This is a genomic window from Thiohalomonas denitrificans, assembly GCF_016841685.1.
GTDB lineage: Bacteria > Pseudomonadota > Gammaproteobacteria > Thiohalomonadales > Thiohalomonadaceae > Thiohalomonas > Thiohalomonas denitrificans_A.
In genome coordinates this window covers 8,779-30,750 of the sequence record NZ_JAENYR010000030.1, presented here as the reverse complement: position 1 = coordinate 30,750, position 21,972 = coordinate 8,779, and the positions used below count along the sequence as shown (strand labels likewise).

At 60.4% G+C, this 21,972-nt stretch carries 12 protein-coding genes; 4 read left to right on the top strand and 8 right to left on the bottom strand.

Going from position 1 to position 21,972, the window contains the following annotated elements:
• Positions 1-175 precede the first annotated feature (175 nt).
• The gene (locus Q7L05_RS08470; RefSeq protein WP_303904798.1) at positions 176-1,384 is read left to right on the top strand and encodes a class I SAM-dependent rRNA methyltransferase; all 1,209 of its coding nucleotides are present in this window, start codon (positions 176-178) and stop codon (positions 1,382-1,384) included.
• A gap of 292 nt (positions 1,385-1,676) precedes the next feature.
• Here Q7L05_RS08470 and Q7L05_RS08465 read toward each other — a convergent pair whose 3' ends face one another.
• Positions 1,677-2,810 carry an NAD(P)/FAD-dependent oxidoreductase gene (locus Q7L05_RS08465; protein ID WP_303904795.1) on the bottom strand — a complete coding sequence of 378 codons (1,134 nt, stop codon included), beginning with the start codon at positions 2,808-2,810 and terminating at the stop codon, positions 1,677-1,679.
• 2 nt (positions 2,811-2,812) lie between these two features.
• Positions 2,813-4,096, bottom strand: a complete 1,284-nt coding sequence (locus tag Q7L05_RS08460) for an SAM-dependent methyltransferase (protein ID WP_303904792.1) — start codon at positions 4,094-4,096, stop codon at positions 2,813-2,815.
• Positions 4,097-4,511: 415 nt separating this feature from the next.
• Between Q7L05_RS08460 and Q7L05_RS08455 the strand changes: the two genes are divergently transcribed.
• Positions 4,512-6,425, top strand: coding sequence for an ATP-binding cassette domain-containing protein (locus tag Q7L05_RS08455; protein ID WP_303904790.1), 1,914 nt, complete (start codon positions 4,512-4,514; stop codon positions 6,423-6,425).
• Positions 6,426-6,854: 429 nt separating this feature from the next.
• Here Q7L05_RS08455 and Q7L05_RS08450 read toward each other — a convergent pair whose 3' ends face one another.
• A complete protein-coding gene (locus Q7L05_RS08450) occupies positions 6,855-7,511 on the bottom strand; it encodes an OmpA family protein (protein WP_303904788.1) in 657 nt (218 codons plus the stop codon).
• 218 nt (positions 7,512-7,729) lie between these two features.
• Between Q7L05_RS08450 and Q7L05_RS08445 the strand changes: the two genes are divergently transcribed.
• Positions 7,730-7,939 carry a SlyX family protein gene (locus Q7L05_RS08445; RefSeq protein ID WP_303904786.1) on the top strand — a complete coding sequence of 70 codons (210 nt, stop codon included), beginning with the start codon at positions 7,730-7,732 and terminating at the stop codon, positions 7,937-7,939.
• 454 nt (positions 7,940-8,393) lie between these two features.
• On the opposite strand, the gene treS is transcribed toward Q7L05_RS08445, so the two are convergent.
• From treS to Q7L05_RS08420, 5 genes are all read right to left on the bottom strand, one after another.
• A complete protein-coding gene (treS, locus tag Q7L05_RS08440; RefSeq protein ID WP_303904783.1) occupies positions 8,394-11,711 on the bottom strand; it encodes a maltose alpha-D-glucosyltransferase in 3,318 nt (1,105 codons plus the stop codon).
• A 117-nt stretch (positions 11,712-11,828) separates the two neighbouring features.
• Positions 11,829-13,826, bottom strand: a complete 1,998-nt coding sequence (locus tag Q7L05_RS08435) for an alpha-1,4-glucan--maltose-1-phosphate maltosyltransferase (protein ID WP_303904780.1) — start codon at positions 13,824-13,826, stop codon at positions 11,829-11,831.
• Between the two features lie 184 nt (positions 13,827-14,010).
• Positions 14,011-15,945, bottom strand: a complete 1,935-nt coding sequence (gene glgB / locus Q7L05_RS08430; RefSeq protein WP_303904777.1) for a 1,4-alpha-glucan branching protein GlgB — start codon at positions 15,943-15,945, stop codon at positions 14,011-14,013.
• Between the two features lie 284 nt (positions 15,946-16,229).
• Positions 16,230-18,299, bottom strand: coding sequence for an ATP-binding protein (locus tag Q7L05_RS08425; RefSeq protein WP_303904775.1), 2,070 nt, complete (start codon positions 18,297-18,299; stop codon positions 16,230-16,232).
• Between the two features lie 169 nt (positions 18,300-18,468).
• Positions 18,469-19,305, bottom strand: coding sequence for a RibD family protein (locus Q7L05_RS08420; RefSeq protein ID WP_303904772.1), 837 nt, complete (start codon positions 19,303-19,305; stop codon positions 18,469-18,471).
• 199 nt (positions 19,306-19,504) lie between these two features.
• Between Q7L05_RS08420 and rlmKL the strand changes: the two genes are divergently transcribed.
• Positions 19,505-21,646: a bifunctional 23S rRNA (guanine(2069)-N(7))-methyltransferase RlmK/23S rRNA (guanine(2445)-N(2))-methyltransferase RlmL gene (rlmKL, locus tag Q7L05_RS08415; RefSeq protein WP_303904769.1), complete on the top strand. Its 2,142-nt coding sequence runs from the start codon at positions 19,505-19,507 to the stop codon at positions 21,644-21,646.
• Positions 21,647-21,972: the final 326 nt, after the last annotated feature.

Below are 21,972 nucleotides of genomic sequence, written 5' to 3'. Positions count from 1 at the left end.
GCAGCGCTGAGTTCGTGCGGGTTTGAATCATGCGGGACAGGCGAGTGGCTTTAACGTGGTGAGAGCCTCTGCGCCCTCTGGGTCTCTGCGGTGACTTTTCAACCGTGACGTTTTCTTTGCCTGTGGCGTATCCTGCCGCATAATTGCCGCCTTTTACCTTTCGAGGGAAGACTCCATGGAACCGGCCGTCCTGACGCTGAAAAAGAATGAAGACCGGCGGTTGCGCGCCGGACACCTTTGGGTATTCAGCAATGAAGTGGATGTGCAGCGCACGCCCTTGACCGGGTTCGAGCCGGGCCAGGTGGTGGAGGTCCAGGCCTCCAACGGCAAGTCCCTGGGGATTGGCTATGTGAATCCGGCTTCGCTGATCTGCGCCCGGCTGGTGAGCCGCAATCCGGCCCATGGGCTGGATCGCTCCCTGGTGGTGCACCGTCTCAAGGTGGCGCTGGGGCTGCGCGAGCGGCTCTATGAGCGGCCTTTCTACCGGCTGGTTCACGGCGAGGCCGACGGACTGCCGGGACTGATCATCGATCGCTTCGACAACGTGGTCGTGGTGCAGATGAATACCGCCGGCATGGAAGCGGCGCGGGAGGCCATCATTGAAGCGCTTCGGAAAGTGTTGCGCCCATCGGGCATTCTGCTGCGAAACGACAGCGGCATGCGAAAGCTGGAACAGCTGGAGTCTTATGTAGAGGCGATCGGAGAGGTCCCGGAGAGTGTGCGTCTGGAGGAGAATGGCGTCACGTTCGAGGCGCCGCTGGCGGGTGGCCAGAAGACGGGCTGGTTTTTCGACCACCGGGATAACCGCGCCTGGGTGCAGGGGCTGGTCCGGGGGCTGGCCCGCTCGGAGCCGCCGCGGATACTGGACGTCTTCAGTTACATCGGCGGCTGGGGCCTTCAGGCCGCTGTTGCCGGTGCCGGCGAGGTCTGGTGCGTCGAAGCCTCGGCAGCGGCACTGGACTATGCCGAGCGCAGTGCCGCCCTCAACGGCATGGAGGAGCGGATGAAATTCCTGGAAGGAGACGCCTTCCAGGCCCTCAAGGGCCTGCGCGCCGACGCCGAGCGCTTCGACGTGGTGGTGGTCGACCCGCCCGCCTTCATCAAGCGGCGCAAGGACGTCAAGAGCGGTCTCGAGGCCTATCGCCGTATCAACCAGGCCGCAATGCAACTGCTCGGCAAGGACGGAATCCTGGTCAGCGCCAGCTGCTCCCACCACCTCCGCCGCGAACAGCTGGTGGACATCTTCCAGCGCAGCGCCCGCCACCTCGACCGGCGAGCCCAGATAATCCATCAGGGCCATCAGGGGGCGGATCACCCCATCCATCCCGCCATCCCCGAGACGGAGTATCTCAAGGCCTTCGCCGTGCGGGTGGTTAGTGACTAATGACTAGTGGCTAGTGGCTAGTGGCGAGTGGAGAGTGGGGGTAGTGGATAGTCGGGATAGTAGTTGTTTGACGGTGAGTTTAGGGAACCTCTGAAAATTCATTTTTCGTCACTCCCGCGAAAGCGGGAGCCCAGTAAAATCAAACGGCTGGATTCCCGCTTTCGCGGGAATGACGAATTTATGGAAGTGCCCTTGAGTTCGGAGTAAGTAGGGCACTTCTACTAATCCAATGCGGATTCTGTTGGGCCCAACCCTTCGGGGTCGGGACCGTTTTGGAGTAATGGAAATGCCCTCAAGTCCGACAACTGGCCAGCGCCGGCTGATGCCGATGCAGGAACCAGCGGTCCAGTACCAGATGTCGACTGAACCAGCGGCTCGCCAACAACCGTTCGGCAAGGAATGCCTGCAGTGGAGCCGGGAGCCACTGAAAACCTTCGGCCCCGGAACGACGGCCGAAACGCTCCTCCAGAGCATACTCATAGCTCACCAGATCAGCATAGTCGTAATGTCCCCCCGCAGCGACAACGGTCTCTGTGGCCAGCAGTGCCGACTCCACGGCCGGCCGAATACCTTCCCCGCTCCGGGGATAAGCAAGGCCGGCGGCATCCCCGACCAGCAGGGCACCATCGGCGACTACACTCCGGGGCTGGTGCTTGCCGTAGAGCAGATAGGCGTGGCCATGGAACCGTTCGGGGATATCCGGCGGAATCCGGCCCCGTCGTTTCAGGAAAGCGACAAAGTGGTCGAGGTGTTCCGAGAGCCGGTGCCGATCATCTCTTCCGAGACCGACATTGAGCACACCGCCCTTGATCATGGCCCATCCGTAGCCCTTCAAATCCCGGCAGAAGTAGAGCTCCGGGATGCCGGGCTCCACGGCAGCGGCATCCCGTTGGGACACCGTCAACTCGAACTCGACCTCCTGGGCGGCTACCGCACCCCGGACGTTGCCCACTTTGGCGCCCAGGTGGCGGGCCACCGGACAGAAATGGCCTCCCGCCCCGATTACCAGCGGCGTGCTAATGCGATCATTGACCACCCAGCGGTCGCCGATGCGCTCCAGGGTTCGTAGCGGCTCTCCTTCGATCCGGCGCGCGCCGGAACTCTCCAGAAGATAGTGATCGAATTCGCAGCGGCGGATTCCGTAACTGACGGTCTCGCCGTAATCATTGACCACGCCGGGGCCGTCGATGCTCCCGGTATAAAAACCGTGGATAGGCTCCATGGTACGGCCGCCACGGCGATATTCGTCGGCATCGATCCCCAGTTCATCGAGTACGGCCGGGGTGACCCAGCCGGCGCAGACCTTGTCACGAGGGAAGCGCTGCCTGTCCATCACCGCCACGTCGAATCCGGCGGCACGCAGCTGAGCCGCGCAGCTGGAGCCGGCCGGACCACCTCCCAGAATCAGCACGTCCGGGGACTCCATACTCAAATCCCTTCCCGGTACAGATGAGCGCGGGTCCACGGAATCGCATTGTTGCGGGGCCGCGTAAAGAGCACCTGAAAGAGCTGTAGCGAACCGGTGCTGAAGCTGGCCAGGGAGGAAGCGAGATAGAACCGCCAGGCGCGAACGAAACTGCGGTCGAACATGCGCTCGATTTCGTCCTGCCTGGCCTCGAACCGCTCCAGCCAGCCATCGAGCGTCCGCGCATAATGCAGGCGCAGGTTTTCGACATCGAGGACCGAAAATTCCCGGGGCTCGAAAATCTCCATCATTTGGCCGAGTGTCGGGGGGTAGGCTCCGGGGAAGATGCGCCTCTCGATCCAGGGTGTCATCGGCCGAGCCCGGTTCTTGCCGATGCTATGGATCAGACCACGGCCATCTTCACGCAGACAACGGTTTACGACCTCGCCCAACTCCCGATAGTGTTCGACGCCCACATGCTCCAGCATACCCACGGAAACGAAGGCATCGCAGGTGCCAGTGATGTTGCGGTAGTCGTCCTCAACGTATTCGACCCGGTCCTCGACTCCCTCCTCCCGCGCCCGGGCGCGGGCATAGCGAAGCTGTTCCCGGGAGATATTGAAGGCACGAACCTTGACGTCATAGTGTCTGGCCATATGGCGCGCCAGACCGCCCCAGCCGCAACCGGCCTCGAATACGGTCTCGCCCGGTTTCAATCGCAACTTGCGACAGACATGATCCAGTTTGGCGACCTGGGCTTCGGCGAGGCTGGCCTCGGGCGTGGCGAAGTAGGCGCAGGTGTACTGCATGCGCTCATCCAGCCAGAGGCTATAGAAGTCATTGGAGAGGTCGTAATGGTGCTGAATGTTCTGCCGGGAACCGGCCATGGTATTGCAGCTGGCACGCGAAAAGCGATTGCGGAGCTGTTCCATGAAGCCGTCGCTGGCCAGAGGCGGTCGGGAAAGAAACAGCGTTTCGAGAAACTGTACGAGGTCGCCGTTTACCTCAATACGCCCGGTACTGTAGTCATCACCAAAATAGAGCTCCGGGTGAAGCAGCATCCGCCACAGGGCACCGCGATCACGAATGGTGATCCCGACATCGACGGGCGCCCGGCCTCCCAATCGGATTTCACTACCATCCCAGAGCCGGATCAGTAGTGGCGGATCACCCATCGACCCGGCCAGCCTTTGCAGCAGCCGACGTTCGATGCGAAGGGCGTCCCTCTCCCCGTGCCGAAGCAATGCCGCAGCCCCATCCCGCGAACCGGACGAGATACCAAGAAAATCGGTCTTTTCATCTTTCATAATCCCGATCACTCGCTCCTGCCGTTCACAACACGTCAACTCTAGAACAAGAGGTTACATGCTGCCAACCCGCTGCAGAGAACCCCGCCGGCGCCGGTTTTCCCCTGTTCGGCATAATGGGCAACTGCTAGGAACCTGTCCGGGAACATCGTATTTTTGTGAGTTGGGGTGAGTTATGCGAACCCAACGCTGATTTTGTTGGGCTCCGTTCCTCAGCACCAACCTACATTTTGGAGCCCGTTGCTATTCTCGGACAGGCTTCTGGAGTAGGGCCATGCGGAATAAAATGTAACTCGATTCGTGCAGCGCCTGACAAGGGAATAACCATTGCCTGCGCGCTACGCCTGGCCCTGACGTTTTTGGGGGGCTCTGAAAGTATCGCCAAACACGCAACAGTACATTAGACTCCCGCGCCATGCTCAGCTTCACGAACGTTACCCTGCGCCGCGGCCCCCGGGCACTCTTCGAACACGCGACCTTTACGCTCTATCCGGGATGGAAAGCCGGCCTTACCGGAGCCAACGGCACCGGTAAATCCAGCCTGTTCGCCCTGATTCGCGGAGACCTCACCTCGGATGCCGGTGAGGTGCAACTGCCGCCCGGAACTGTGATCGCCGAGGTTGCCCAGGAAACGCCGGCCACCGACCGACCTGCCGTCGAGTACGTAATCGATGGCGACAGGGAATTGCGCACTATCGAGGCGGCGCTGACCGAAGCGGAACAGCAGGGTGACGGCACCGCCCAGGCGGAACTCCACGCACGTCTGGAGGCCGTCCGTGGCTATGAAGCGCGGGCGCGGGCCGGACGGCTCATGCACGGACTCGGTTTCAGCAGCGCACAGGAGGAGCAGCCCGTCAACGCTTTCTCCGGAGGCTGGCGCATGCGCCTGAACCTGGCCCAGGCCCTGATGTGCTCTTCCGACTTGTTGCTGCTGGACGAACCCACCAACCACCTGGATCTCGATGCGGTGTTCTGGCTGGAGAACTGGCTGCGCAGTTATCCCGGCACACTGCTGCTGATTTCCCATGATCGTGAGTTCCTGGATCGATGTGTGGACCAGATCCTGCACATCGAGAATGGCGGCGTACGCCTCTATGCCGGCAATTATTCGGATTTCGAGGCCCAGCGTAGCGAAGCCCTGGCCCACCAACAGGCAGCGCACGAAAAGCAGCAGCACGAGGTTGCCGAGATGCGGCGATTCGTCGACCGCTTCAGGGCCAAGGCCACCAAGGCGCGCCAGGCCCAGAGCCGCCTCAAGGCACTGGCCCGCATGGAGAGCATTGCCCCGGCGCACGTGGATTCCCCGTTCCACTTTGCCTTCCGCGAACCTCGAAAGCTGCCGACGCCCCTGGTGACACTCGAGGCAACCTCCGCCGGCTATGGTGCAACGCCCGTGGTGGCAGGCATCCGTCTCAGTCTGCTTCCAGGTGACCGCATCGGCCTGTTAGGGGCCAACGGCGCGGGCAAATCCACACTAATGAAGCTGCTCGCGGGCCAACTACCAGTCGTCGACGGAAGACGCGCCGAAGCACCCGATCTTGCCATCGGCTATTTCGCACAGCACCAGCTCGAGCAGCTCGACGGCAACGCCAGTCCCCTACTTCACCTCAACCGCCTCGATCCGAAGGCTACTGAAGCGGACCTGCGCAAATTCCTCGGTGGATTCGGTTTTCGGGGCGATGCCGCACTGGAACCGGTCGCTCCGCTATCCGGTGGTGAAAAAGCGCGCCTGGTCCTGGCCCTCATTGTCTATCAGCGTCCCAACCTCCTGCTGCTGGACGAACCCACCAACCACCTGGATCTGGAGATGCGACACGCCCTGACCACCGCGCTCCAGGATTACGAGGGCGCAATGGTGGTCGTCTCCCACGACCGGCACCTTCTCCGCGCCACGGCCGACCAACTGCTGGTGGTGGCCGATGGCAAAGTGATCGAATTCGATGGGGATCTGGACGACTACCGTCGTTGGCTGGATGACCGTAAACGCATCCGACCGGACGATGCCGGTAGCGACCAGGCCGGTCAGGACCCCAACTCCGCTGTCGGTCGTCGGGAGCGCCGACGCGACGAAGCGGAAAAACGAACTCGTCTGCAGCCCTTGCGCCGCGAAATGCAGAAAACCGAAAAACGGATCGAGGCACTCTCCCTGAAACAGAACGCCCTTGAGGAGCAGCTTGCCGATCCGGAGCTATATACGGATAGCGAAGGCAAGGCGCGCTTAACCAGAATCCTGCGCGAAAAAGGCCAGATCGATCAGGACCTGGCGGAAGCCGAAGAGGCCTGGCTAAAAGCCGGCGAGGCGATGGAGTCCGCCGAACGGCCCGCTTGAAGTAAATATAAACCGTAACGGTTCACTACCCCGTCATTCCCGCGCAGGCGGGAATCCAAGATAACACCGGGATTGATCCGTTCTGCCTTGTTCGTCATCCCCGCGCAGGCGGGGCTCCATTTTGAGCCATGCCGCTGCTCTCTGGATCCCCGCCTGCGCAGGAATGACGACTCTAACCACGCTTGCAGCGCGTCGGTATAGGCTCTGGATCCCCGCCTGCGCGGGGATGACCTCTCGGCTTAGCGAGGCTCAGGGGGAGCGGCCTGGATCCCCGCGTGCGCGGGGATGACGGATCGCTGATGCATGCATGCATCCCCCGGGCGAGCAGTAACGACAAACCACAGGGCACGGGTACACGGGACGGGGCCGTTATGCCCCCATGCTCCCCGTGCCCGTGCCCCTTCGGGCCAGACTTCAGTGATGCTTCAACTACAGGTCCTGCTCCTGCTGCAGATCCTGCTCCTGTTGCGGTTCCTCCTCGACCACTTCGAAAGCCGAGAACTCGACTTCGGAGCGGCGGTTGGGACGCAAGCACTCTATCAAGGCATCGCCCTGCATACCTTCGCAGGAGACCACCGGGTCGCTCTCACCACGAGCGGCAGTCTGGATCATTTCCGGCGATACTCCCCGCTCTACGAGATACTCCTCAACGGCACGGGCGCGACGTTCGGAGAGTTCCTGGTTGTAGGATTCCGGGCCAATCTGGTCGGTATAGCCGACGATGCGGATACGCGGATCCTGTGCATCCTGTGCCCGCTCGGCAATCTCGTCCAGCTCTGCCTTGCCCTCTTCGGTCAAAGTGGCTTCGTCAAAGTCGAAAGTGGTGTCCGCCTCCAGGCTGATCATCTCGGTCCTTCGACGCGGCTCTTCGAAAGCCGCCACCTCGTCCCGTTGCACCAACTGCGGATGGCATTCCGCAATGGCGTCATCAGGGGACCAGAACTCGGTGGTCACACACTCTCCCGCACTGTCGCGAGCTGCGTCGCCTGAGCTGTCGGTGACGTAGCCCTCGAGTGCCGCAGTATTACCGCCGAAGCCGAACAGTGCCCCCGCGGCAAAGGTATATAGCAGTTTTTTCACGTCCATGTTGCCCTCCTCGACTTTTCCGTGTCTTACGGTTAACGGGCGTTTCCCTATCCTGAGCCTAGCCCACCCTTATCAAGGGTTCTACGTGACAACAGACGGCCATTCCGGCCTTGCGTGTTTTTACTGAAGGCGGCAAGCTAGCGCGAATTATTCACCGTGAAGGGGTGAATTCATCCACTATTGGGCTTCGGCCCCCTGGCGCGAGTGACCCGAATAGAATGGACCTGGAATCCCGTCTGACCGACCTTGAAATCCGCTACGCCCACCAGGAAGACGCCCTGGAAGTGCTGAACCGGGAAGTTATCGAACAGCGCCGCCTAATTGAACAACAGGCAAACCGAATCGAGGCGCTGAAGTCCCGCCTGGCCGCACTGGCGGAATCGTCAGTCGGACGCCCCGAAGACGAGCCACCTCCCCCACACTACTAGTGTACTGTTCCCTTCATCCTATCCCCTTCGCCCCTCGAAATTTCGGCCGGCTTTTAACGACCACCCAAGGGGCGCACGGGGACATAAGAGGAACAACGCGTTCGGCGGCGCGGCGCATTTGTAATCGGGCTCCTTGACGGTATGCGGGATCGTGTAACCTTGCCGGCTTTATGGTCATTTCGGGGCATATCGAGAATGCGCCCTACAACCCGGTTTAGCGGGAAACGAAAAACCGATCCGTAGGGTGCATTCTTCCAAAGGCTCACGCCACAAGGGACCAGGGGCACCGTCTCACGAATAAAATCCTGCTGCGGTTGGATTCTCCAAATGCACCGTTACGCCACACGATCGGCGTCGCGGCGCATTTGTAACCGGGCTCCTTGAAGGGATGCGGGATCCGGTAACCGTGCCGGCTGTTTGGCCGTTCGGGGGCATGTCAGAATGCGGCCTACGATCAGGGATGCTCCTGCCCGCCCTGCAGGAAGGCCACCAGCCCTTTGATGGGGATACCTATCCAGTCGGGGCGATTGTCGAGTTCATAGCGCAACTCATAGAGAGCTTTTTCCATGGCATAGAGTTCCAGCAGGGCTTTCGCCTGGCTGGGCTCTGCCGGGTAGGCAGGACTGCCTTCGGCTCCCTCCTCGTAGCCTTCCAGGAAAATTCTCGCGGCGGTTCGCTCCCAGTCAAGTGCGAACGGTTCGAGCACATCGAAGTTCTCCGGGCTTTCAATGGTCTCCCGAAACAACGCGGCATAGGCCACATAGCTGAACGATCTCAACATCCCCGCCACGTCCCGTAGCGGCGAAGCCTTCTGCCGCCGCTCGGCGACCGGCCGGGCCGGCTCCCCTTCAAAGTCGATGATCACAAAATCGTTCTCCACCACCAGGACCTGACCCAGGTGATAGTCGCCATGGTGCCGGGTCTTGAAAAGGGTGGCACCGCTTGGTGTCAGAGAGTCGACCCGCTCCAGCATTGCCGACTTCATCTCCAGCAACTGCGCGGCATCCGGTCGTATCCGCTCCGGTAGTGTCTCAAATCGGTTGTCGAGGAGATCGAGAGTACGGAGTACTTCGCTGCGAAGGTGTTCGATCCATTCGTCAAGCTCCCTGGCAGGCATGGGCTCCGGATCAAAAGCGGCATCACCCATGGCGCGGGCGAGGGCCTGATGAAGCTCGCCGGTACGTTTTCCCAGCGTGTGAATATGGACCAGTTCCGCGGCGTGTGGCTGACCGCCATCCTGCTCCGGTTGCAACAGGCACTCTTCGAGGTACCGTTCCAGATATGCCAGGGTATAGTTCCAGGCATCACCCTGGTTCTTGACGTAGGGTTGCAGCACCGCCAGCGATACGGTCTCCCCGTCGGGACCGAGATACTCCAGGGCCCCAAGGACCGGCATGGCGTTGGGGAACGGCGATACCTCGGTTAAAAACCGGCCGATCTCGATTTCGGGATTGACCCCCTCTCCGAGGCGGCGATAGCCCTTGAGGAACAGGTGGTCACCCAGGATGACCGCCGTGTTGGAGCCTTCGGTTTTCGGGCGGCGGACCACAAGTTTCTCCGGCAGCTCTTTAGTCATCGCGGAGAAGGCGCTGGTTGCCGAGAAACGCAGCCGACCTCCGTCGAACGGTATCTCCTGCTGCCGGGCCATAGCGCTGACCAGAGCCGGGGCGAAGTGCTCATCGACGAAGGCATCGCACAGCAACCCCACTCTCGCCTTGTATCGCACCTTGGCCAGCGTGAAGTGCAGTAGCGGCCAGATATCCTCATGTTCATCTTCCCAGGCAATGGTCAGCGGCAGGAAGTAACGGATGGTGCCGTGGCCTTCGGCAGCGACATCGATCCACCCCATCAGCCATTCACCCTTCTCCGTCGACCAGATCTGCTTTTGGCGGAAGTGGACGCTCTCTATGGGGGCGCCCTTGATGCCGAACCAGCGCTGCGCCGGCAGGAACTCGGGAATCAGTTCCTGCTCGAGCTGAACCTGGAGGTTGCGGGCCGCTTGCTGGCGGTGCCTGTCGACAGTCGCGGGAAACAGGCTTTGCCAACCGGAGAAAAGTACCAGTACCGGCAACTCCATGGGCGGCAGATACTCTTCATGCCACTCCGGGACCTCGGCCTCCGCAGTGATGCGAAACCAGTAAATATCATAGGCGTGAAGCGTCAGCAGATAGGGCAGTTCGCCGATGGGCGGAAATACACTGTGCCCCATCAGCTCTACCGGAATTCGGCCCTTGAAGCGTCCCAGGTCCAGTTCCACCGGTTGCGCGGTGCGCGACAGATTCGCCACGCAGAGGATCACGTCGTCTTCGTACTCACGGACATAGGCGAGGATCTTGCGGTTTCCGGGGCGCAGAAACGACAGGGTTCCCCGCCCGAAGGACCGGCTCGATTTCCGCACCGCGATAAGCCGCTTCATCCAGTTGAGAAGCGATGAAGCGTCGCGGCTCTGAGCCTCTACATTGACGGCATCATAACCATAGACCGGGTCCATGATGGGGGGCAGATAGAGGCGCTGCGGGTCGGCCTTGGAGAACCCCGCATTCCGATCCGGGCTCCACTGCATCGGAGTGCGCACGCCGTTGCGGTCACCGAGAAAGAAGTTATCCCCCATCCCGATCTCGTCACCATAGTAAATGATGGGCGAGCCGGGCATCGACATCAGCAGCGAATTCATCAGTTTTATCTTGCCGGGATCATTATCCATCAGCGGGGCCAATCGCCGCCGGATTCCGACGTTGACCCGCATGCGGGTTTCGGTGGCGTAGGTCTGGTACATGTAGTCGCGTTCACGATCGGTGACCATCTCCAGGGTCAATTCGTCGTGATTGCGAAGAAAGATCGCCCACTGGCAGTTTTCGGGAATTTGCGGCGTCTGCCCCATGATCTCGGTGATCGGATGCCGGTCCTCCTGTGCAACCGCCATGTACATGCGCGGCATCAGCGGAAAGTGATAGGCCATATGGCACTCGTCACCCTCCCCGAAATAGTCGCGCACATCCTCCGGCCACTGGTTGGCTTCGGCCAGGAACATCCGATTTTCGTAACGCTCGTCCACGGCGGCACGCATCCGCTTGATGACGTCGTGTGTCTCGGGCAGGTTTTCGTTGCTGGTACCTTCGCGGACACAAAGGTAGGGAATCGCATCCAGGCGCAACCCATCCACCCCCATATCGAGCCAGAAGCGCATCACCCGGGTAACCGCCTTCACCACCTGCGGGTTGTTGTGATTCAGGTCCGGCTGGTGAGAGAAGAAACGGTGCCAGTAATACTGTTTGGCCACCGGGTCCCATGCCCAGTTCGAGCTTTCCGTATCGGTAAAAATGATGCGGGTTTCCGGAAAGCGGTTATCGTCATCGGACCACACATAAAACTTGCGCGCAGCCGATCCGCGCGGTGCGCGACGCGCAGCCTGAAACCAGGCGTGTTGATCGGAAGTGTGATTGATCACCAGCTCGGTAACGACCTTAAGGCCTCGCCGATGTGCCGCACGAACAAAAATCTTGAAATCCCGGAGCAGGCCATAGTCGGGATGAACATCGCGGTAATCGCCGATATCGTAGCCGTCGTCCTTCATCGGCGATGGATAAAACGGTAACAGCCAAATGGTATTGACGCCTAGCGAATGAATATAATCCAGCTTGTCGGTGAGGCCGCGGAAATCGCCGAATCCGTCGTTGTTACTATCGAAGAAGGCCTTGACGTGGAGCTGATAGATGATCGCATCCTTGTACCAAAGCGGATCATCCTTCCAGGTCGTGGCTTCTAGATTCATGGTGGCTCCGTTCGATTTCTGGGTTGCACGCAAAACCCGGCTAGCGGTCCTGATAGAAAACCTAGCTGATCTTCATAGACTCACCGCAAAATGGCACAACCGCTACCCAACAGGAGGTCAAAAGAAATATTCGAAATCGTGTTCGGTACGCGTGCGCCGGTAAAGCCGGAAAATATGGGCAGGAGAACGCTGCGGGTCGAGTTCAACGTAGTTCCTCGGGCCGTGCCAGAGGAAACGCGAGCCACTGAGAAGGTCGTGCATTTGGTAGGGGTGATGCGGGTCGATCTCCAGCTCTTCCATTGGCAATTCCACCCATCCCGACTGGGTGTGATAGGCATCCAGATTCACCACCACCACGATGATATTCGACAGGTCCTTCGTGGTCTTTCCGTAGGCGATGATTTCCTCATTGTCGACGGTGAAAAACTCGAGGCTGGCGTTGGATTGCAGTGCGGCATTATCACGGCGAATGGTGTTTACGCGCCGCATGTAGTCCGCCAGACTCTCACGTCGTTTCAGGTCCCAGCTACGGGTCTGATACTTTTCGGAATCCAGGTACTCCTCCGATCCCGGCCGCAGCGCCCGGCTCTCGGCCAGTTCAAAGGCAGGGCCATAGACTCCGTAGCTCGCTGCCAGAGTGGCGGCCAGCACCAGCCGGGAAGAGAAGGCCGGGCGACCGCCGAATTGCAGATATTCGGGAAGGATATCGGGGGTATTCGGCCAGAAGTTGGGTCGAAAGAACTCTCGCACTTCGGTGCGGGTCAGCTCCTGCATATAGCGGGTCAACTCCCACTTCGTATTGCGCCAGGTGAAGTAGGTATAGGACTGGGAAAACCCGAGCTTCGCCAGCCGGTACATGACATTGGGACGTGCGAAAGCCTCTGAAAGAAATAGTATGTCCGGGTGTTCGCGTTGGACCTCACCAATCACCCATTCCCAGAATGCGAACGGTTTGGTATGGGGGTTATCGACGCGAAAGATGGTTACCCCCTGGTCCACCCAAAACGTCAGCACGCTGTACAGCTCTTCCCAAAGCGAGCGCCACTCCTCGGTTTCAAAGTGGAACGGATAGATGTCCTGGTATTTTTTGGGGGGGTTTTCGGCATACTGCACACTGCCATCGGGGCGGTGCAAGAACCACTCGGGATGTTCCGTGACGTAGGGATGGTCCGGTGAGCACTGAAACGCGATGTCAATCGCCACTTCCAGACCCAATTCTTCGGCCACGGTGCAAAAATGGCGAAAGTCCTCAAGCGTACCCAGCTCGGGGTGCAGGGACTTGTGACCACCGGCTTCAGAGCCGATGGCCCAGGGGCTTCCGGGATCTTCCGGTCCCGCGACCAGGGAGTTGTTCGGACCCTTTCTCCGACTCTCACCGACAGGATGGATGGGTGGAAGATAGATAATATCAAAGTCCATTGAGGCCACATGGGCCAAGCGCTCCTCGCAATCGCGAAATCCCCCATGGGACTTTCCATGGTCCACGCCGCAGGAGCGGGGGAAGAATTCGTACCAGGCCGAAAAACGCGCCTTCTCGCGTTCGACGACAACCGACAGTTCCCTCTCCGAAATAGTGGCGAGCCGTCGATCGGCATAACGCTCCATCAGTTCGAGGAGCTCGGTATCCAGACCGACCAAGCGTCGTTCAACCGGATCGCCGTGCCCCCGCAAGGCCGTGACAAAGTTGTGCAGCCGTTCGGCATCCCGCCCGCTCGCGCGTCCAGCGGCGTGTTCGACCCGATCGGCACCCATCTGTAGCGCAACCGCAATATCCTCGGGCTCCTCCCGAAGGCGCAAGTCGTGCCGCCAGGAGAGAAACCGATCCACCCAGCCCTGGATACGGTAGAGGTAGAGTCCTATTTCGGTCACTGGGAATTCACCGCACCAACGGTCGTTACCCGATGAGGACATGGGGACTTCGTGCCACTCGGCATCGCCGTCGTGTCGATACTGAACCACACAGTCGATCAGGTCATGACCATCCGTAAAGCAGTTGGCTTCTACAGCGACCATTTCCCCAATGGTACGTTTTATGGGAAAGCGCCCGCTATCGACCTGAGGGGCGATGCCTTCGATGATGACGCGCCTTCTGCCGTCGCTCTCCGGAAGCTTCATGACTTTTCCCTGTGTCGTTCCACACCGCGGCGGCGGCGCATGGAGTGACTTTTATTCACCACAAAGGGGCTAAGTGCAAAGAATAGATGGCTGATTGTGCAACCGTTCTACTTCTCTTCTGCAAACGTAACCGGACATTGCCTTGTTTCCTTGCGCCCTTTGCGGTTATGTCCTTACGGGGTGCTCAATTTGCCCGCTTGAAATAGAGCACACCCAGCGGCGGCAGGGTAATATTCAGCGAGTGATAGCGCCCCTGAGCGCCCACGGGAGAGGTTTCCGCGCCGCCCATATTTCCGATGCCGCTGCCATCATAGACGTCGGCATCGGAGTTCAGCGCCTCCTTCCAAAAGCCGGGCTCGTCGACGCCGACCCTATAGTTGTGACGAACGACTGGCGTCATGTTACAGACCACCAGCACACTGCCGCCGTTTTTGTCCTTCCGGAGGAAGGTGATCACCGAATCTTCCCAGTCGTGAAAATCCACCCACTCGAAGCCGGCCTGTTCAAAATCCTTCTCGTACAGCGCCGGTGTCTCACGGTAGAAATGATTCAGGTCACGTACCCAGGTCTGCACTCCACGATGGGGTTTGGACTCGGTCAGATGCCACTCAAGGCTGGATTCGTGGTCCCATTCACTCCACTGACCAAATTCGCAACCCATAAAGACCAGCTTTTTGCCGGGATGCGCCCACATATACCCGAACAGCAGACGGAGGTTGGCAAACTTCTGCCAGTCATCACCGGGCATTTTTCGAATCAGGGACCCCTTGCCGTAGACCACCTCGTCGTGGGAGATCGGCAATACAAAATTCTCGTTGAAGGCGTACCAGATGCTGAAGGTCAGCTGATTGTGGTGATATTTGCGATAGACGGGATCGTTGGCAAAGTACTCCAGAGTGTCGTGCATCCAGCCCATATTCCACTTCATCCCGAACCCCAGGCCGCCGACATAGGTAGGTCTCGATACCATCGGCCAAGCGGTGGATTCCTCGGCGATGACCTGCGCATCAGGATGATCACGGTAGACCGCTTCGTTCAGCTGACGTAAGAAGTGGATCGCATCCAGGTCCTCGTTGCCGCCGTGCCGGTTCGGGATCCATTCCCCTTCATTGCGGGCGTAATCGAGATAGAGCATCGAGGCCACGGCGTCTACCCTGAGACCATCAACGTGGTATTTCTCAAGCCAGAAAAGGGCCGATGAAAGCAAGAATGCCCGAACTTCATGCCGCCCGAAATTGAAGATGTAGCTTTTCCACTCGGGATGATATCCCCGTTTTGGGTCCATGTGTTCGAACGTGTAAGTGCCGTCGAAATAGGAAAGCCCGTGAAGGTCGCTCGGAAAGTGTGACGGCACCCAGTCGAGAATCACCCCGATGCCTGACTGGTGTAGCCGGTCGATCAGGAAAGCAAAATCCTCGGGGGCGCCATAACGCGAAGTCGGCGCGAAGTAGCCGGTACACTGATAACCCCAGGAGCCGTAGAACGGGTGCTCCGTTATCGGCATCATTTCGACATGGGTGTAGCCCATCCATGCCACATATTCGACCAACTGCTCCGCAAGCTCGCGATAGGTCAGGTAGCGGTTGCCCTCCTCGGGGACGCGGCGCCAGGAACCCAGATGCACTTCGTACACCGACATCGGCGCATTCAGCCTGTTTTTTTCGCCCCGCTCCGCCATCCATTTCTGGTCGTGCCAATCATGTCGATCGTCCCAGACTACCGAGGCGGTGCGCGGTGGTTCCTCCCAGTAGCGGGCGAACGGATCCCCCTTCTCCGCGCCATAATCGTTACTGGAAAGCAGGTAGTACTTGTACAGCGTGCCATGGTCCAGGCCGGGGATGAACCCCTCCCAAATACCGGAGCTGTCAGGACGGGCGGCCAACGGATGACGACCCCGTTCCCAGTCATTGAAGTCGCCGATAACCGAGACCTCCCGGGCGTTGGGCGCCCATACCGCGAACAGCGTGCCCCGGAGACCCTCGATCTCCATGAGGTGCGAGCCGAGCTTGTGGTGCAACCGAATATGACTCCCCTCACGGAAAAGATAGATATCATGGTCCGTAAGCAGACTGACATCGTGTCTCACTGGTTGATGGACCCGGACGACCTGCTGGTTCATGGACTTCTCCATACTTTTTAAGACGGTTTCCCCCTACCGGTTCAGCATAGACGAGGCTAGTGGTCCATGCGGGAAATAGTGCGGCACTCGGAGCCCCCTAATGGGGCCAAGGCCGGGCGGGCCGGGTTCGCAACGAAGGACTTCCCGGGAAGTTTAACCACGCTCTCCCCGCCGCTTGCAGGCTATGTTCACCAAGGGCACCGCCCAGCGATGGGGCACGCTGCACTCGGGACACGGAAGAAACCGGCCCTTTTCATCCCGTGTGCCCGTGGTTATGCTCGGTGTTACGCTTGCACTTTCGGGAGCTCGAACCAGAAGCGGCTGCCGGCGCCCGGCTCGGATTCCACCCCAACCCTACCCCCCAGGCGCTCTATGCCGCGACGCACCGTCGCAAGGCCAATACCGGTGCCGGGATAGCCACCATCGGCGCGTTCAAAGACACGAAAGATCCGCCGCTGGTCTTTCGGGTGAATGCCAATACCATTATCTTCAACCCACACACGAACGGTACCGTTTTGCGTTTGCGCATAGACTCGGACCTCCGGCCGCACGCCGGGGCGGGTAAACTTCATGGCGTTGGCGATGAGGTTACCGATTACTTGCTCGAGAATGGCGCAATGTCCCAGCACCGCAGGCATCGGGTGCTGAATATCGATAGTGCCGTCAGCTCGGAACCAGTGCTCACGTTCAACGGCGGCTTTGAACAGTGGCTCCAGCGGAATCGGCTTCAGGTCGATTTGCGACCGGCTCATGCGACTGTAGGCGAGTAGTTCTTCGATCAACCGATCCATATCCTCGGCAGATTCATCCATGGCCTGCAGGTACTCCAGTCCCTCGGGACCCAGCCGGTCGCCGTACCTGTCCCTGAGCAGCTCGCTGAACCCCATGATATTGGCCAACGGATTGCGCAGGTCATGGGAAACCGAGAAGGTGAAGGCCTCCAATTCCGCATTCGTGTCCCGCAGCTCTTCAGTCCGTTCAGCCACACGCTGTTCAAGTTCCCGGCTGTAATGCTGTACCTGTTCGAAAAGGCGGCTCTGGCGGATGGCGATGGCCACCGAATCGGCCAGTTCCCGCGCCACGACCAAATCCTCTGCCCGCGGACTGCCAGGGGACTGACGGTAGATATTCAACGAGCCGATCAGTTCGCCTTCGGCGATCAGGGGAACGGCCAGATAGCCGCGAATACCTAACAGGGTCAGCTCTTTTTGCAGAGGCGACAGTTTTTTTTTCTGCCCGAGATCGGCGATGGTGACGCTATTCCCGGCCTGCAGCTCTGCGATCTGTGCCTCATCGGTCATCAGAAATCGCTGCTGCATCGGAAAATGATCAGCCATTTGTTTGGTGGCCGCCAATACCACAGCCCGGAGGGGCTCCTTTTCGTACAGCAACACCGCTCCGCAGCAGGACTCCGGAACCAGCTCTCCCACACGGGTGAGGGCCACCACGGCAATCGCATCGACCGACTGGGCTGAAAGGATGTCACGATCAATGGCCTGTAACGTTTCCAGCCGCGTGGCGTGTTGCCTCAGGGCCTTTTCCGCCTGCCGGCGGGCAGTGACGTCGAGGATGATACCCTCCAGGTGAAGATGCCCGTCGTGGTTCCGGACACCCCGTCCCCGCTCCATGACCCAGCGCTGCTCGCCCTCCTTGGTACGCAGCCGATACTCCAATGCAAACGGTCTGTCGGCGGCCAATGCCTCGCCGACCTTTTGCTTCATGTACTGCCGATCCTCCGGCTCGATCAGACTGCAGAATGCCAAACGCCCCTCTCCGTTCAGCTCGTTCGGTGCGTACCCGGTCAGTTCGCGGGCACCTTCGCTGACAAACAGCATGGTCCACTGCTCATCGTCCTCACAGCGATAGGCCATCCCGGGCAGATTGGCCATCAGGGTGGAGAGGCGCCGTTCGCTCTCTCGAAGCGACAGTCTGGCCTCGCGCACCCGTTGACGTTCCAGTGCAAACCGAAGCGCACGTCCCAACTGTCGAAAATCCAGGTCTTCCTTGGTGAGATAATCCTGCGCTCCGTGACGAATCGCCTGGACGGCGGTGTCATCGTCGGCCAGTCCGGTCAGTACCACGATTGGTGTTTCGGGAACGAGGGCATGAACGCGGTGAAAGGTCTCCAGACCACGGGACTCGCCCAGGTTAAGGTCCAGGAGCACAACATCGACTTTTCCGGTGCCGAGAATCTCAAGCGCTTCGTGCAGCGTTTCGACGTGACTCAGGTCGATAGCCGGCATCAGATGCGTCATCTGTGCCGCTCCCGCAGCCAGCGTTCGGCGCACCAGCATGGCGTCAACCGCATCATCTTCCACGAGCAGAACACGTGTTTTTCCGGAATCGAGATTCAACGACGCCCCTCCATACCGCAAGTGCCGGCCACTCGCCGCCCGCCCTTGTCGTTTGTCATTCCTGTCCGAGAGCATCGTTCAGATTCGATGCTCCGTGCAGATCGAGCTTGCCCGTCCAACTCGAATAACGGCTGAGGGCCGACCTGCATCCTCGATCTGGTCACTCCAATTATAGAGTTCGTTCATTGGCCTTAATGTGCCGGTAGCCGGCAAAGAGCTGCCCGGCTCCGTCCAGGGATTCCGCATCAAGGTAAAGGGATTGCAGGGCGAAAGCAGGGGGCGGCTGCAGCGATGTCCCCCAAACCAGCGTATCGGCGCCCTCACCGCCGAGTACCCGGTGTGCCACGGTCAGATAGAGCCGGTCCAGTACACCGCTGCCGAGCAGTGTGTGGTGGACGCGGGCTCCGGCAATCGAATAGATCACCCGCAGGCCGTGACGCTCCAACGCATCCAGCACCTGCTGGCCGGAGAGACCGGGTCCGGGGCCGGCGCATTCCACCTGCACATTCGCCCTCTCCAACTGCGCCACCGTTCCAGGGTCCCCACGTTCACTGGTAATGACCAGCAGACGCTCGCGCAGGTCCGACGGCAGGGCCTTGGCTGCCGGCAGTTTCAGGCTTTCACTGATCACGGCGACCCTGGGCCTGGCCGGCAGACCCTGCCGCTGGCGCCACTCCATCAAATGGTCGCTCAGGGTTATCAGCTTCGTATGCCGACGCTCGACCACAGCACGTACATTTTGGGCTGTAGTCAAAAGCACATCACTCTGGGCCGCCAGTTCAAGGAAAAGCCCCCAGTCTCGACGGTTCGCGACGGCCGGCGGGACTACCTTGCGACCGGTGTCCGGATCGGGCTGTGCGATACGTCCGTCGAGGCTCATAATGAAGTTGGTATAGACGAATGGCCGCTCGGCACCGAAACGGCGCAGGTCTTCGGCCAGATAAAGCCCGTGCAAGGGTTTCTCGGCTGCCGGGATGGGGAAGAGACGCAATAGCGAGTCACTCATATGCCGAGTGTAGCCTTTGCAAAAAACCATTGCGGTCAACGGTCCACGGGGACTCGCGCTATGGGGAGCACTGGGCAATACAACCGTTTTCCGCCTTATCCGCTCCCGTGTACCCCGTGCCCCGCGGTGCCTGCGCTTCCCTGAGTGGCATGCACCCGCCGTTCGGATTACCATCGCCCTTTCCGAAGCCGAGTCTCCGATGAAATTTTTTGCCACCGCTCCCCGCGGCCTCACCACTGCGCTTGCCGACGAGCTGACCTCCCTGGGCCTGGAGCCGATACGGCCCACCGGTGCGGGGGTCCATTTCCAGGGTCCCCTGGAAGCCGCTTATCGCGCCTGTTTGTGGTCACGACTCGCCAGCCGGGTGCTGCTGCCGATCACCGATCTGGAGGCGCCCTCGGGTGATGCCCTCTATGAAGGGGTAAAGGGCATTCGCTGGGAACGGCACCTCAACTCGCACGGCACCCTGGCAGTGGACTGCAGCGCCAGCCGGGCGGCGATTACCCACAGCCAGTACGCCGCACTGCGGGTGAAGGACGCTATTGTCGACCGGTTTCGGGAGCAGTTCGGCGAGCGACCCTCGGTCGATACGGAAACGCCCGATGTACGTATCAACCTGCACCTTCGTGGTGATCGGGCCCGCCTCAGCGTCGACCTTTCCGGAACTGCCCTCCACCGGCGCGGCTATCGCTCTTTCGGCGCCGCCGCGCCTCTGAAGGAGAATCTCGCCGCCGGCATTCTGCATCTGGCCGGCTGGCCGCAAGTGGCCGCCTCGGGCGGCAGCCTCTTCGACCCCCTGTGCGGCTCCGGTACCCTGCTCATCGAGGGGGCGCTGATGGCCGCGGATATCGCCCCGGGGCTTTACCGCGAGCACTTCGGTTTTCTCGGCTGGAAACGCCACGCGCCAGAGACCTGGGAAGCCCTGCTGAAAGAGGCGCAGGAGCGACGCCGACAAGGCCTGGGCTCACTCCCGGCCATCATCGGCTTTGACCGCTCGAAGGAGGCACTTGCAGCGGCTGCGGCCAACACGGAAGCCGCCGGACTGAAAGATCGGATACGGCTCGAGCGCCATTCACTCTCCTCATCGACGCTGCCCTCGGGGGTCCCGGCCGGTCTGCTGGTGACCAATCCCCCTTACGGCGAGCGCCTGGGCGATGAAGAGACCCTGAAGCCACTCTATGCATTGCTGGGTGAGCTGCTACAGCAACACCTCCCCGACTGGCACGGCGCCGTCTTTACCGGAAATCCCCGTCTCGCCCGACACGTGGGCCTGAAACCGAAAGGCTCGGTCACCCTTTATAATGGCCCCATAGAGTGCCGGCTGCTGACCTACCCCTCGGTACGCGAACACGGCACCCGCATGGCCACGGGGGAAGTCGCCGTTCCCCTGGCCAACCGCCTGCGCAAGAACCTGAAGCATCTGACCCGCTGGGCGCGGCGCGAGGGCGTGGATTGCTATCGCATCTACGACCAGGACCTGCCCGAATATGCAGTGGCCATCGATCTCTATCAGGGCGAGAAGCAGTGGGTGCATGTCCAGGAGTACCAGGCCCCGCACTCGGTGCCGCCGGAAACCGCTGCCGAGCGTCTCGACGAGGCCCTGGCGACCATCGCCGACGTGCTGGCGCTGCCTTCCAAACAGATCTTTGTCAAGGTGCGGCAGCGCCAGAAAGGCTATGAACAGTACGAAAAACTGGCGGCCACCGGCCGCTTCTACGAGGTTCGGGAGTGGAACTGCCGCTTCCTGGTGAACTTCACAGACTACCTGGATACGGGGCTGTTCCTCGATCACCGGCTCACTCGCCGCCTGATCCAGCAGGAGTCGGCCGGGAAGCGCCTTCTGAACCTGTTCTGCTATACCGGCACCGCAACCGTCCACGCTGCCCTCGGCGGCGCCGTTGCCACTACTTCGGTGGACCTCTCCCGGACCTACCTGGAGTGGGCCGAACGCAATCTGCGGCTGAACGGGCTCGACGTTAAACAGCATGAACTGATCGCCGCCGACTGCCGCGACTGGCTGGCCGATGCAGCACGCGCCGGAGAGCGCGATTACGATTTGATCTTCATGGACCCGCCGACCTTCTCCACCTCCAAGCGCATGGAAGGCACCCTGGACATCCAGCGCGACCACGTAGCGCTAATCCGCGATGCCATCCGCCTGCTCTGCCCCGGCGGAGAACTCGTCTTTTCCAACAACTTCCGCAAATTCCGCCTCGACACCGACGCCCTGGCCGACCTGGATATGGAAGATATCACCCGCAGCACCATCCCCGAAGATTTCCGCCGCCGCCCCGACATCCACCGCTGCTGGCGAATCCGCCCTGGAGGCGAGGAGCCGTAGGGCGCATTCTCGATACGCCCCGGTGCGCCCATAAAGCCGCCACAGTTACCGGATCCCCCATGCCATTATGAGGCCCGTTGATAAATGCGCCGCAACTCCGATCGTTCGGAAAAACGGTGCATTTGGAGAATCTCGCCGCGCCGGTGGCCTATCCGTGCCTGGTGCCGCCGCTCATCGGTGGTGCGTGCATTTGGAAGAATGCACCCTACGAAGAGTCGGAGCCGTAGGGCGCATTCTCGATACGCCCCGGTGCGCCCATAAAGCCGCCACGGTTACCGGATCCCCCATGCCATTATGAGGCCCGTTGATAAATGCGCCGCAACTCC